This window comes from Nocardioides jensenii JCM 1364 = NBRC 14755 (assembly GCF_001552535.1).
Lineage (GTDB): Bacteria > Actinomycetota > Actinomycetes > Propionibacteriales > Nocardioidaceae > Nocardioides > Nocardioides jensenii.
Window position 1 is genome coordinate 1 of record NZ_BCRJ01000090.1, and the last position, 12,680, is coordinate 12,680.

The 12,680-nt window shown below is 68.5% G+C and carries 15 protein-coding genes; 11 read left to right on the forward strand and 4 right to left on the reverse strand.

The features are described 5' to 3' along the window. Together NJ4_RS19000 and NJ4_RS19005 are read left to right on the forward strand one after the other, a co-directional pair. Positions 1 to 759: 2-oxo acid dehydrogenase subunit E2 (locus NJ4_RS19000; protein WP_174524616.1), on the forward strand; the 759-nt coding region annotated here is incomplete at its 5' end. 113 nt (positions 760 to 872) lie between these two features. Continuing rightward, entirely contained in the window at positions 873 to 1,775 is a 903-nt protein-coding gene (locus tag NJ4_RS19005; RefSeq protein ID WP_067438842.1) for a TIGR01777 family oxidoreductase, read from the forward strand. Between the two features lie 76 nt (positions 1,776 to 1,851). Here NJ4_RS19005 and NJ4_RS19010 read toward each other — a convergent pair whose 3' ends face one another. Continuing rightward, positions 1,852 to 2,406, reverse strand: coding sequence for a hypothetical protein (locus tag NJ4_RS19010; protein ID WP_157551225.1), 555 nt, complete (start codon positions 2,404 to 2,406; stop codon positions 1,852 to 1,854). On the opposite strand from NJ4_RS19010, the gene lipB reads away from it, so the two are divergent. From lipB to NJ4_RS19050, 8 genes are all read left to right on the forward strand, one after another. Then, entirely contained in the window at positions 2,399 to 3,208 is an 810-nt protein-coding gene (gene lipB / locus NJ4_RS19015) for a lipoyl(octanoyl) transferase LipB (RefSeq protein WP_082748880.1), read from the forward strand. The genes NJ4_RS19010 and lipB overlap by 8 nt on opposite strands. 138 nt (positions 3,209 to 3,346) lie before the next feature. After that, on the forward strand, positions 3,347 to 4,309 hold the full coding sequence (locus NJ4_RS19020; protein ID WP_082748885.1) for an ABC transporter ATP-binding protein: 963 nt from the start codon (positions 3,347 to 3,349) through the stop codon (positions 4,307 to 4,309). Then, positions 4,306 to 5,283: an ABC transporter permease subunit gene (locus NJ4_RS19025; protein ID WP_067438853.1), complete on the forward strand. Its 978-nt coding sequence runs from the start codon at positions 4,306 to 4,308 to the stop codon at positions 5,281 to 5,283. The genes NJ4_RS19020 and NJ4_RS19025 overlap by 4 nt, the downstream gene beginning before the upstream one ends. Before the next feature lie 115 nt (positions 5,284 to 5,398). After that, positions 5,399 to 6,073, forward strand: a complete 675-nt coding sequence (locus NJ4_RS19030; protein WP_067438856.1) for a hypothetical protein — start codon at positions 5,399 to 5,401, stop codon at positions 6,071 to 6,073. Further along, positions 6,070 to 6,747 carry a DUF4166 domain-containing protein gene (locus tag NJ4_RS19035; RefSeq protein WP_067438859.1) on the forward strand — a complete coding sequence of 226 codons (678 nt, stop codon included), beginning with the start codon at positions 6,070 to 6,072 and terminating at the stop codon, positions 6,745 to 6,747. Before NJ4_RS19030 ends, NJ4_RS19035 begins: the two co-directional genes overlap by 4 nt. Further along, positions 6,740 to 7,405 carry a TetR/AcrR family transcriptional regulator gene (locus NJ4_RS19040; protein WP_217996918.1) on the forward strand — a complete coding sequence of 222 codons (666 nt, stop codon included), beginning with the start codon at positions 6,740 to 6,742 and terminating at the stop codon, positions 7,403 to 7,405. The genes NJ4_RS19035 and NJ4_RS19040 overlap by 8 nt, the downstream gene beginning before the upstream one ends. Positions 7,406 to 7,470: 65 nt before the next feature. Next, positions 7,471 to 8,427, forward strand: coding sequence for a lipoyl synthase (gene lipA / locus NJ4_RS19045; RefSeq protein WP_067438966.1), 957 nt, complete (start codon positions 7,471 to 7,473; stop codon positions 8,425 to 8,427). A gap of 61 nt (positions 8,428 to 8,488) precedes the next feature. Beyond that, positions 8,489 to 9,187 carry a DUF4191 domain-containing protein gene (locus tag NJ4_RS19050; RefSeq protein ID WP_067438863.1) on the forward strand — a complete coding sequence of 233 codons (699 nt, stop codon included), beginning with the start codon at positions 8,489 to 8,491 and terminating at the stop codon, positions 9,185 to 9,187. A gap of 57 nt (positions 9,188 to 9,244) precedes the next feature. Here the strand turns inward: NJ4_RS19050 and NJ4_RS19055 are convergent, their stop codons facing one another. Together NJ4_RS19055 and NJ4_RS19060 are read right to left on the reverse strand one after the other, a co-directional pair. After that, on the reverse strand, positions 9,245 to 10,102 hold the full coding sequence (locus tag NJ4_RS19055; RefSeq protein ID WP_157551226.1) for an LppX_LprAFG lipoprotein: 858 nt from the start codon (positions 10,100 to 10,102) through the stop codon (positions 9,245 to 9,247). Positions 10,103 to 10,112: 10 nt separating this feature from the next. Then, positions 10,113 to 10,511, reverse strand: a complete 399-nt coding sequence (locus tag NJ4_RS19060) for an RDD family protein (RefSeq protein ID WP_067438872.1) — start codon at positions 10,509 to 10,511, stop codon at positions 10,113 to 10,115. 197 nt (positions 10,512 to 10,708) lie between these two features. Here NJ4_RS19060 and glnA point away from each other — a divergent pair, with 197 nt between their 5' ends. Continuing rightward, positions 10,709 to 12,139 carry a type I glutamate--ammonia ligase gene (glnA, locus tag NJ4_RS19065; protein ID WP_067438873.1) on the forward strand — a complete coding sequence of 477 codons (1,431 nt, stop codon included), beginning with the start codon at positions 10,709 to 10,711 and terminating at the stop codon, positions 12,137 to 12,139. Positions 12,140 to 12,262: 123 nt separating this feature from the next. On the opposite strand, the gene NJ4_RS26040 is transcribed toward glnA, so the two are convergent. Continuing rightward, the gene (locus NJ4_RS26040) at positions 12,263 to 12,406 is read right to left on the reverse strand and encodes a GPGG-motif small membrane protein (RefSeq protein ID WP_169799295.1); all 144 of its coding nucleotides are present in this window, start codon (positions 12,404 to 12,406) and stop codon (positions 12,263 to 12,265) included. Between the last annotated feature and the right edge of the window lie 274 nt (positions 12,407 to 12,680).

The following is a 12,680-nucleotide window of genomic DNA, read 5'->3' on the forward strand; positions in this document are numbered from 1 at the left end:
GCTGCGGCTGCGCCGACCTCGGCTCCGGCTGCGTCCACGCCGTCGCCGCTGCGCGGCAAGACCGAGCCGCTGAGCCGACTGCGCAAGGTGATCGCCAAGCGCATGGTGGAGTCGCTGCAGATCTCGGCGCAGTTGACCCAGGTGGTCGAGGTCGACGTCACCAATGTGGCCCGCAAGCGCGACGAGGTGAAGGCGGACTTCCTCGCTCGCGAAGGCGTGAAGCTGTCGTTCTTCCCGTTCTTCGCCAAGGCGACCATCGACGCACTCAAGGCGCACCCCGCCCTGAACGCGTCACTGGACTCCGAGAAGGCCGAGGTCACCTACTACGACGCCGAGCACCTGGCCTTCGCGGTGGACACCGAGCGGGGTCTGCTCAGCCCGGTGATCCACAACGCCGGCGACCTCAGCCTTGCCGGGTTGGCGCGCAAGATCGCGGACGTGGCCGACCGCACGCGCAACAACAAGATCAAGCCCGACGAGCTGTCGGGTGGCACGTTCACGCTGACCAACACCGGCAGCGTGGGCGCCCTGTTCGACACACCGATCATCAACCAGCCGCAGGTCGCGATCCTCGGCACCGGCACCGTGGTGAAGCGTCCGGTGGTCATCGATGACCCGAACCTCGGCGAGACCATCGCCGTGCGCCACATGTGCTACCTGTCGCTGACCTACGACCACCGCATCGTGGACGGCGCCGACGCCGCCCGCTTCCTGCAGGACGTGAAGCAGCGCGTGGAGTCGGGCGCCTTCGAGGTCTGATCCGCCGCCGCACGACCGGGCCGGCACGAGTTGGATTCAACTCGTGCCGGCCCAGCGCATTTCGCCACGGACTCCTCCTGTCTCAACGTGGATCCGCGTGACAGGCTGGGGCCATGGACGTCGTCATCGCCGGAGCCTCAGGATTCCTGGGCAGCCATCTCACCCAGCGACTCCGGGACCGCGGGCACAGCGTGACCCGCCTGGTCCGGCACCCGGCACGGACCGGCGACGAGTCACAGTGGGACCCGTACGCCGGCCGGCTCGACCAGTCCGTCCTCGACGCGGCAGATGTCGTGATCAACCTGGCCGGGTCTCCTCTGCTCGGCAACCCGCACTCCAAGAAGTGGGCCGATGACCTGGTGCGCAGCCGGGTGACCACGACCCGGGTGCTGGCCGACGCGGTGGCCCGCAGCCAGGGCGAGGGTCGGCCGACCGCCTTCCTCGCGGGCAACGGCATCTCGTTCTACGGCGACCACGGCGACTGCGTGGTCACCGAGGACACCGAGCCCGTGGGCGAGGCGTTCCTGACCGGCGTGACCCAGCTCTGGGAGGAGGCCACCTCTCCCGCGGTCGCGGCCGGCGCACGGGTCTGCATCCTGCGCACCGCTCCGGTCATGGACGCCCGCAGTGCCCCGCTCAAGCAGATGCGACTGCCGTTCAAGCTGGGCCTCGGCGCCCGGCTCGGCCCGGGCAACCAGTTCTTCCCGATGATCTCGCTGCGTGACTGGCTCGGCGCCGTGGTGCACCTCACCGAGAGCCCCGACGCATCAGGCCCGCACAACCTGTGCTGCCCGGTGAGCCCGACGAACGCGGACTTCACGCAGGCCCTGGCCAAGGCGCTGGGAAGTCGCGCCTTCGTCGCCGTCCCGGCCTTCGTTCTCGACAAGGCCGCCGGCCGGATGTCCCCGGAGCTGCTCGGCTCGGTGCACGCCGAACCCGCGGCCCTGCTCGCGGAGGGGTTCGAGTTCGCCGACAACGACGTCCGCGACGTGCTCGCCTCGGGGCTGCACCACTGAGGCCGGCCCTTCCCCGTGGTCGCGGCAGAGTGATCTCGACCGGCGGGCTCGTCGGCGCTGCATCACCGAAGGCTGCTCACCGGACCTCGTCGACCAGCCACGAACCTCTGTGGCGGACGAAGGTCACCCGTCGACGATCGGCACGGTCGGCGGGCAGCACCATCCGTCGCCCGCGCCCGACGGCCACCGCTCCGACCAGCCGGTCGGTGACACTCAGCACCAGTCGGTCGGGCCCGGTGCTCCGCACCGCGAAGGCCAGCACCTGCATGCGCATGCCCTCGACGTGCAGCCCGCGGTCGTCGTACGCACGGAGCAGGCGGACGTCGGCAGCGCCGGTGCCCGAGCCCGGGGCGTAGAGCGCACCCAGCGCCCGGGCGTCACCGGAGGAGTACGCCGACGCTCGGGCGGCGTCCCAGGCGGCCAGGACGCGTCGTGCCGAGACGCGAACCTGAGCCTCGCGACGAGCCGCCCGTGCTCCGGTCTTCGCCGCCTCGCTCATCCGTGCGGAGGCCGAGGGCGAGACCTCCGACGGTGCACCCCGGATCACCCCCGACAGCGCGAGCACGCCACCGGCAGCCGCGGCGAGGAACACCGCCACGACCAGACCGAGCACCAACCCACGCATGTTCACCCGACCAGCCTTGCCCGGATCCGGGGTCGGCGCATCCGCTCATCCACAGGCGACCGCTCGCCGGGCCAGGAGTAGGGTCGAGGCCGTGCCACTCGAGTTCCGTGAAGCAGGTCTGGGCGACAACGCCATCGACTACCGCGATGCCTGGCAGATGCAGGGCGAGGTGCATGCCGTCGTCGCCGACGGCGGCAACGACACCGTGCTGCTGCTCGAACACCCACCGGTCTTCACCGCTGGCACCCGCACCGATCCGCACGAGCGGCCCCTGGACCCCGGCGGCGCGCCCGTGATCGACGTGAACCGCGGCGGCAAGATCACCTTCCACGGGCCCGGGCAGCTGGTCGGCTATCCGATCGTGAAGCTCCCCGAGCGGGTCAAGGTCGTCGACTACGTGCGCCGGGTCGAGGAAGCGCTGATCGCGGTGTGCGCGGACTTCGACGTGGCCACGGCCCGCATCCCCGGGCGCAGTGGTGTCTGGCTGCAGGCCGACGAGAAGGGCCCCGAGCGAAAGATCGCGGCGATCGGGCTGCGCGTCTCGCGTCGGGTGACGATGCACGGCTTCTCGCTGAACTGCGACGTCGACCTTGCCTGGTACGACCGGTTCGTGCCGTGCGGCATCGCCGACGCCGGGGTCACCTCGTTGAGCCGTGAGCTCGGCCGCGACGTCACCGTCGCCGACGTGATCCCCAGCGTCGAGAAGCACGTCGCCGACCTGCTCGCGTGGAACGACTACACGCCGACCCCCGACTACGAGCCGCGACCCGAGCCTCCCCGACTGAAGCTGATCAAGCCCAGCACCTGACGGGTCTCGACACCCTCCCTGGCGCTCCCGGCGCTCCCGGCTCGACCGACGAGTCCGTCGACGGCGCGGCGACGCGCCGCACGCGAGACAGCCTGTCAGGATTCCCCGAACCGGACGAGGGGGAATCGCGTGAGCGAGATGGTGATCGAGACCGAGGGTCTCCACAAGGTGTTCCGCACCAGGCGCGGCACCGGCTATGCGGTCCGGGACCTGAACCTGGCGGTTCCCGCTGGTGGCGTCCACGGCTTCCTCGGGCCCAACGGCTCCGGCAAGACGACCACGATCCGGATGCTGCTCGGCCTGGCCGCACCGACGCGCGGTCGCATGCGCCTGTTCGGTCGCGACGTGCCCCACCACCTGCCCGAGGTGCTCCCCCGCATCGGCGCGGTCGTCGAGTCGCCGAAGTTCGCACCGAACTTCTCCGGCCGGCAGAACCTGCAGCTCCTGGCCGGCACCATCGGGGTACCAGCCACTCGCGTGGACGAGGTGCTGGAGACGGTCTCGCTCGGTGGGCGGGACCGGGACCGGTTCCGCGCCTACTCCCTGGGAATGAAGCAGCGGCTCGCGATCGCGGCGACCCTGCTCAAGGATCCCGACCTGCTGATCCTCGACGAACCCACGAACGGCCTGGATCCCTCGGGCATCCGGGAGATCCGCGAGACGATCCGTGAGCTCGGCGGCCGCGGTGTGACCGTGCTGCTCAGCTCGCACATCCTGGCCGAGGTGCAACAGGTCTGCGACTCGGCCACGATCATCGGTCGTGGCCGGATGCTGGCCAGCGGCAGGGTCGACGACCTGATCGGCGCCGGGACCACCTGGCGCGTCGGGGTTCCCGATCCGGTGTCCGCGTGTGGAGCCCTCACGGCCGCCGGTCTGACCTCGCGGGTGGCCGACGGCCGTCTCGTCGTCGAGACCGACGCCCCCGAGTCGGTCACCCGCGTCCTGGCCGCCGCCGGCATCTATCTCACCGAGCTGGTCGCCGAGCGCGCCGACCTCGAGTCGGTCTTCCTGCAGCTCACCGAGGGCACCAGCCTCGACGACACCGCGACCCGGCTCACCGAGCCCGACACGACGTACGACGAGGGCGGGGCCCCGGCATGAACCTGGTCAAGATCGAGCTGACCCGCCTGCGCTGGCGCCGGGCCGCCCTCCTCATCCTGCTGGCGGCCGTGGTGCTGCCGATCGTCTTCATCGCCTCCACCGCCTGGAACACCCGACCGATCGGCGAGGGCGACCTCGCCGATGCGCGGGAGCAGATGGAGATGAGCCAGCAGTACGCGCAGGAGGATCTCCGCAACTGTGTGGAGCACCCCGGTGACTACGGCATCGATGCCGAGGACCCGGACCTCGACACGCTGTGTCGCCAGAACACCATCTTCGAGGACGACGTCTCCAACTACCTCTACCGCGATCAGCTGACCGCGTCGTACGCCCTCGAGGGGCCGGGCCTGGCCATCGCCGTCTTCGTCGGCCTGCTGGCGCTGATTCTGGGCACGACGTTCGCCGGGGCCGACTGGGCCTCGGGCTCGATGAGCAACCAACTTCTCTTCGAGTCGCGTCGCACACGCATGTGGCTGGCCAAGGCCGCCGCCTCGGTGATCGGCGGCATCACCCTGGCCGTGGCCGGCCTGGCACTGTTCTGGGCGTTGTACGCCGGCCTCGCGGCGATCCGGGACGTGCCACTGACTGGGTTCGGAGACGAGATCGGTGGCCAGACGCTGCGCGCGACGATCTTCGCCGGTGTCGCCGCGTTGGGTGGCTTCGCGGTCACCATGCTGTTCCGCAGCACCGTCGCCAGCCTGGGCCTGCTTCTTGCCGGTGCCGTCGGCGGGACGATGCTGATGTCGGTGCTCCCGTTCGACGACCCCGAGCGCTGGATGTTCCACTCCAACGCGACCGCGATCCTGCTGAACGGCTACGAGTACTACCCCCGGGGCGAGTACATGTGCGAGGGCGACTGCAGCGATGTGATGCTGCACATCTCCCTGACCCAGGGTGTGGTCTACTTCGCGGTCGTCCTGGCCGTGCTCTCGGCGTTGTCGATCGTCTCGTTCCGCACCCGCGACGTGCCCTGAGTCCCGCCTCCTGTCTGGGCTCGGCCACGCTGGCCAACGCCCTCACCAGGAGTTTGAGCGACTGCTCAATGCGGTGTAACCTCATTTTGAGCAGTCGCTCAAACTGGAGGTGGAGATGCGCACGATCTATGTCGAGATCCTGGTGCGGGGTTCGTTCGACCAGGTCTGGCAGCACACGCAGGAGCCGGCGCACCACCAGCGTTGGGACCTCCGGTTCCAACGGATCACCTACCTGCCCCGTGCGTCTGCCGACGCGCCGCAGCGCTTCCGCTACGCGACCGCAGGCATCGACGGCGTCGGCATCTCGACAGCCGAGCGCACCCATGCCGACGGCGGCGCCACCTCGTCCCTGCGCTTCTCCTCGACCCATCCGCTGTCGGTGATCGACGAGGGTGCCGGCTACTGGCGCTACGTCCCCGTCGAGGGCGGCGGTCTGCGGTTCCTCACCGGCTACCACTACCGGCCACGCCACCGACTCCTCGACGTGGCCTTCGGTCCGATGATGGGCTGGGCGACCGCCTGGTCCTTCGACCGACTGCGCCTCTGGGTCGAGTCCGGCATCACGCCGGAACGAGCCCGACGCCGCGCCGTCGGCGAACTCCTCCTGCGGATCATCGCGGTGGCCGGCGCGTTCGTCGTCCACCCGGCGGCGGGGGTCGCGACCGCGATCACCGTGACCCTGCTGCCGACCCTGCCCGGAGTCCCATCCGCTCGCCGGTGCCTGCGACGCCCGCCGGACCGCCTCGCCGCCACCGCCCCGACGTCCCTCGAAAGGCTGGCCCCGGCATGACCTCGATCTTCCAGCACGCTCTCGGCGACCGGTTCCACGACCTGCACCCGCAGCTCCAGCGTCGCTTCGGCTTCTCCAGCGCCGACGGCGTGGCCTGCGTCGGCCGGGGCACGATGGACACCGTCTGGCGCGGCGGGCCGCACACCGTCCCGTTCCTGCGCCTGGGCACGAGCCGCAACATCCTGTTCCCCGAGACGGGCGTCGACGTGCCGTTCGTGATCGAGAACTACGCGTACGTCGACGGGTTCGGCCGCGAGACCGTGACCTTCGTCCGCACCTTCGACGTTGCGCCGGGTCGTCGACGCAGGTTCGACGCGACCATGGTCCACAGCGAGTCCCGCGGCAGGGTGGTCGACTACCTCGGCACCCACCAGCACGTGGCGGTCGACCTCGACCTCGGCGTCGACGACCGGGGCGGGCTCACCATCCGCAGCGGCGCCCAGCGCTTCCACACCGCTCTCGCAGGCATCGCTCTGCCGCAGGGGCTGAGTGGGGTGGCCGAGGTGCACGAGAGGTACGACGAGGAACGCGAGCGGTTCCTGATCAGCGTCAACGTGCGCAGCCCCTGGGCCGGCCCGATCTTCGGCTACACCGGGTCCTTCACGGCCCACTTCGTCGAGACCCGCGACGTACCGGCCGCCGTCAAGCCGTTCCGCGAGGTGGCCCGTGACTGACCCAGCCGAGAAGCCGGCGGGCACCGCCACCGAGAAGGTCGAGACCCGTCAGCGCCTGATCGACGCGACGATGCAGACCATCCGCACCGTCGGCATCGCCAAGGTCTCTGCCCGCACGATCGCGGCCGCCGGCGGACTCAACCAGGCACTGGTCTTCTACCACTTCAAGTCCGTCGACAACCTGGTCGGGGAGGCCTGCCTGGCCACCACGGCGGCCAGCGTCGCCGCGTTCGCCGACCGCTTCGACGCCGTCTCCTCCTTCACCGACCTCGTTGCCCTGGCCCGTGAGCTGCAGGCAGAGGAGCGCGCTTCCGGAAACACCAACGTCCTCTCCCAGGTGCTGGCCGGCTCCTACGCCAACCCGCGCCTGGCCGAGATCACCGGCGCGGCCCTCCAGCTGCGGGTCGACCAGGTGGAGTCGGCACTGGGACGCGTGCTGACCGGCTCCCCCTTCGAAGCCGTCATCGACGCCGCCTCCCTGGCCCGGCTCGTCTGCGGCACGTTCATCGGCCTCGAGCAGCTCGAACAGGTCGGCCTGTCCCCCGGGTCTCCGACGACCACGTCGTTCGACCAGCTCGAAGACCTGGCCCGCACCCTCGACCGGCTCGGTCCGATCGCCCGTCGAGCCGTCCGATCCACGCTGCGAACCGGTCGCTGACTCGGCCTACCGACGGGTTCGGAGCGGATTGGGGTGGCCTTCGTCACGGGCGTAGAGTGGCGGCCGTGACGCAAGCTCCCGCCGCCCCGAACTCACCCACAGCTCCCAACGGCCGCAAGCTTCTCCGCCTCGAAGTTCGTAATGCGGAAACCCCGATCGAACGCAAGCCGGAGTGGATCAAGACCAAGGCCAAGATGGGCCCCGAGTACAACGAGCTGATGAAGCTCGTGAAGTCCGAGGGCCTGAACACGGTCTGCCAGGAAGCCGGCTGTCCCAACATCTTCGAGTGCTGGGAGGACCGCGAGGCCACCTTCCTCATCGGCGGCGAGCAGTGCACCCGCCGCTGCGACTTCTGCCAGATCGACACCGGCAAGCCGGCCCCACTCGACCGCGACGAGCCCCGTCGCGTCGCCGAGTCGGTGCAGAAGATGGAGCTGCGCTACGCCACCATCACCGGCGTCGCCCGCGACGACCTGCCCGACGGCGGTGCCTGGCTGTACGCGGAGACGGTCCGCAAGATCCACGAGCTGAACCCCGGCACGGGTGTCGAGAACCTGATCCCCGACTTCAACGGCAAGCCCGACCTGCTGGCCGAGGTCTTCGAGTCGCGCCCCGAGGTGCTGGCCCACAACGTGGAGACCGTCCCGCGCATCTTCAAGCGGATCCGCCCCGCGTTCACCTATGAGCGCTCCCTCGGCGTGATCACCGCGGCCCGCGAGTTCGGCCTGGTCACCAAGTCCAACCTCATCCTCGGCATGGGCGAGACCCGCGAGGAGATCTCCCAGGCACTGACCGACCTGCACGAGGCCGGTTGCGAGCTGATCACCATCACCCAGTACCTCCGCCCCTCCGTGCGCCACCACCCCGTCGAACGGTGGGTCAAGCCCCAGGAGTTCGTCGAGCTCTCCGAAGAGGCCGAGGACATCGGCTTCTCCGGTGTCCTCTCCGGGCCCCTCGTGCGTTCGTCGTACCGGGCCGGCCGTCTCTACAAGCAGGCAATGGAGCAGCGCGAGCGCGTCTGACGTAGTCTCCACCCCGCACCGCACCAGATTTCGAACAGACTGATTTCGAGAAGGCCAACACATGTCGACCCCTGAGGCTCCCGAGAAGACGAGTCGCCGTCAGCAGCTCGTGCAGACGTACAAGATGGCGAAGAAGTCCGACACGAAGATCGGGCTGTGGATGCTCGGTGCCTTCGTCCTCGGTGCCGCGGTCGGCTTCGGCCTCTTCTACTTCCTGCCCGGCCCCGTCTGGCTGTTCCCGGTGATCGGTGGGCTGCTCTTCGGCATCCTCTTCATGATGATCGTCTTCGGTCGTCGTGCGCAGAAAGCCGCGTTCGCCCAGATGGACGGCCAGCGTGGCGCCGCCGCGGCGGCCCTGGGCATGCTGCGTCGAGGGTGGAAGACCGACCCGGCGGTGGCGTTCACCAAGCAGCAGGACGTCGTGCACCGCGTGATCGGCCCGCCCGGCATCGTCCTGGTCGGCGAGGGCTCGCCGGCTCGGGTGAAGCAGCTGCTGATCAACGAGCGTCGCAAGCACGAGCGGGTCGCCTCCGAGACCCCGATCCACGAGGTCGTGTGTGGCAACGGTGAGGGCGAGGTGCCGCTGAACAAGCTGGTCAAGCACGTCACCAAGCTGGGCCGCAACATCAAGGGCGCCGAGATGACCGACCTGCTCTACCGGATCAAGGCACTCGACGCGAACCGCTCGAACATCCCGCTGCCCAAGGGCCCGGTGCCGACGAACATGAAGGGCCAGCGCGGCAACCTGCGCGGCCGCTGAGCCAGCCCCGCGCCCGTCGAACGAGGGTGCGGCGTCCGCGAGTGCGTCGTACGCCGGTCAGGGCGTGGTCGTCGACGTCGGGTAGGGCTGCACCTTGTTCGCCGGCGGGGCCACGATCTTCACCGGCTCGCCCCACTTGGACATCGTGATCTCCATCGAGCCCTGCTCGTCGAGCTCGGCGGTCATCTTGGCCATCCGGCCCTCGTCGTCGAGCCACACGTCGTAGGTGAGCGTGTCGGGGACCTTGGCGGCCTCGTCGCCCAGGGTGGCCTTGAAGGACTCGGTGTTCGTGGTCAGCACGTAGTGCTTGGTGTGCGTGCCGTCGACCGAGTCGTCCCCGACGAGGGTGACCTTCTCCAGGCCCTGGCCGAACATCTCGACGGTGGACTTGGGGTCGAAGGACTGCATGCCCCCGAGACTGGCCGACATCGGGTTCTTCGGGTCGTTGAGGTCGATCTTGAACCACGAGTCGGACGTGCCGGCGCCGAGCATCGGCATCGCCATGAACATCGCGTCGTCGAGGACACGGGCCTTGATCGACTGGTCACCGAAGGCGGGCGCCGACATCTCCATCGACATCTTCGGGGTCTTGCCGGTGTAGTCGACCTGTCCGACCGCGGTCATCACCATGCCGGCGTTGGTCAGCTGCATCTCGACGTTGGCGGTGTCGATGCTGGTGAACGCGTCCTTGATCGTCTGCGCGAACTCCTTGGCGTCGACGTCCTCGCCGACAGGGGCGGCATCGGCCTTCGTACCGCCCTGCGCCTGGCTCTCGCTGCTGGCGCTCGCGGACTGCGACGACTGGTCGTCGGAGGAGCTCGACTTGTCGTCGTCGTTCGAGCCGCAGGCGGCCGCTGACAGGACCAGCAGGGGGACGACGGCAGCCGTGGCCAAGCGTCGGTGAAGGGGGCGCATGGCCACCAATCTAACGGCGGTTCCCAAGACCGCCCGAGACGTCTCGCAGCAGGACCGTGCAGGTGCCGGCGAGCATGTCGTGCAGACCACGCCCGTCCGGCCGGAAGACCAGCGGCGGGATGACCAGGGCGACCAGCGCGCTGCGCAGGAGGGCGTGGAGCAGGTCGACCGGGCCCCGACCGTCGAGGCGTACGACGCGCAGCCGCAACGCGATCTTCCCGAAGGAGCCGCCGACGAAGGCGGTGAGAATCGTGCTCTCGAGCACGAACACGCCCATCGTGTAGAGGCTGGCGAACCCGTTCTCGCTCCAGCCGCCGACCCCGATGAACAGCATCACGACCAGGGTCGAGGCAAGCCAGTCCACCAGGAGGGCGAGGACGCGCTGGGCCCACGATGCTGTCTGTTCCACGGCGCGAACCCTACCCGCGGTGGGATCGGTCTCATTCACCGCTCAGGTGTTACATGCACGAAACAAACCGGATACGGTCAAGAAACTGCCCGTGACTAGGTTGACGGGCAACTTCTGGTGCAGTGCCGCATCGGGAATCTCCATCCGCACGAACTTGCGGTCGCACCAGTCCCCTGGGCTGCGGCCAAGGAGGACGAATGTTCGCGAACAGCGACGAGCTTCTGAAGTACCTCAAGGACGAACACGTCGAGATGGTCGACGTACGCTTCTGCGACCTGCCCGGTGTGATGCAGCACTTCACGGTGCCGGTGTCGTCCTTCGACCAGTCGGTCTTCGACGACGGCCTCGGATTCGACGGTTCCTCGATCCGTGGCTTCCAGGCGATCCACGAGTCCGACATGCAGCTCTACCCGGACCCGACCACGGCCTACCTCGACCCGTTCCGGGTCGCCAAGACGCTCGTCGTGAACTTCTTCATCCACGACCCGATCACGGGTGAGGCCTACTCGCGCGACCCCCGCAACATCGCGCGCAAGGCGATGGCCTACATGGCCAGCACCGGCATCGGCGACAAGGCCTTCTTCGCCCCCGAGGCCGAGTTCTACGTCTTCGACAAGGTCCGCTTCGCGACCAATGCCAACGAGGGCTTCTACCACATCGACTCCGAGGCGGGTGCCTGGAACTCCGGTGCCATCGGCACCGAGGAGAGCCCGAACCGCGGCTACAAGGTCAAGTACAAGGGCGGCTACTTCCCCGTCGCGCCGTACGACCACTTCGGTGAGCTCCGCGACGAGATGGTCATCGAGCTCGAGAAGTCGGGACTCCTGGTCGAGCGCGCCCACCACGAGGTCGGCACCGCCGGACAGGCCGAGATCAACTACAAGTTCGACGAGCTGCTCAAGGCCGCCGACGACGTGATGAAGTTCAAGTACATCATCAAGAACGTCGCCTGGCGCAACGACAAGACCGCCACCTTCATGCCGAAGCCGATCTTCGGTGACAACGGCTCCGGCATGCACGTGCACCAGTCGATCTGGAACAACGGCGAGCCGCTGTTCTACGACGAGACCGGCTACGGCGGCCTGTCCGACATGGCCCGCTACTACATCGGCGGCATCCTGAAGCACGCCCCGGCGCTGCTGGCCTTCACCAACCCCACGGTGAACTCCTACCACCGCCTGGTGCCCGGCTTCGAGGCGCCGATCTCGCTGGTCTACTCGCAGCGCAACCGGTCGGCCTGTGTGCGCATCCCGATCACCGGCTCGAACCCGAAGGCCAAGCGCATCGAGTTCCGTTGCCCCGACCCGTCGGCCAACCCGTACCTCGCCTTCTCGGCGCTGCTGCTGGCCGGCCTCGACGGCATCAAGAACAAGATCGAGCCCGCGGACCCGATCGACAAGGACATCTACGAGCTGCCGCCGGACGAGATGGCCGACATCGCGCAGGTGCCGACGTCGCTGGACGCCGTGCTCCTCGCCCTCGAGGAAGACCAGGACTTCCTCACCGTCGGGAACGTCTTCACTCCCGACCTGCTCGAGACCTGGGTCGACTACAAGCGCACCCAGGAGATCGCGCCCGTGCAGCAGCGCCCGCACCCGCACGAGTTCGAGCTCTATTACGACATCTAGGTCGCAACTGTTCGAGTTGCTTGACTTCGATGCACCGATGGCCCCGGGAGGTTCCCCGGGGCCATCGTCATCTGGTGGTACAGGGCGCCGAGGCGCCGCGAACTGTCGGCGGAGTATCCGCGATCACGTGAACACGCTGACACCGCCGGGGCCGACGAGCAGCCCGACAATGATCAGCACGGCACCCCAGAGCGGCTCCCCACGGAAGAGGGAGACGATCCCACTCACGACCAGAATGACGGCAATGACCCACAAGATGACTGCCATGTGACCCTCCCACGTTTCTGCGCCCAGACCGATTGTCGAGCCGCGTTGGTCGCCCGGTACCCACGGTTCTGCAGTTCACGCGGACAATCAGCGAGTTCATGTCGTCAGCCAGTTGGCGATCCGACCTCCGTCCGGCCCACCGGTCGAAGGCGTGGATCGCGGAGCCCTCACACGGCGTACGGGAGGGCTCCGCGATCATCACAGAGGGTCAGGACCGTCGGACGTCACCGCGCACAGGCGACGTGTCACGGCAGATGACCCGGGGGTGGAGATG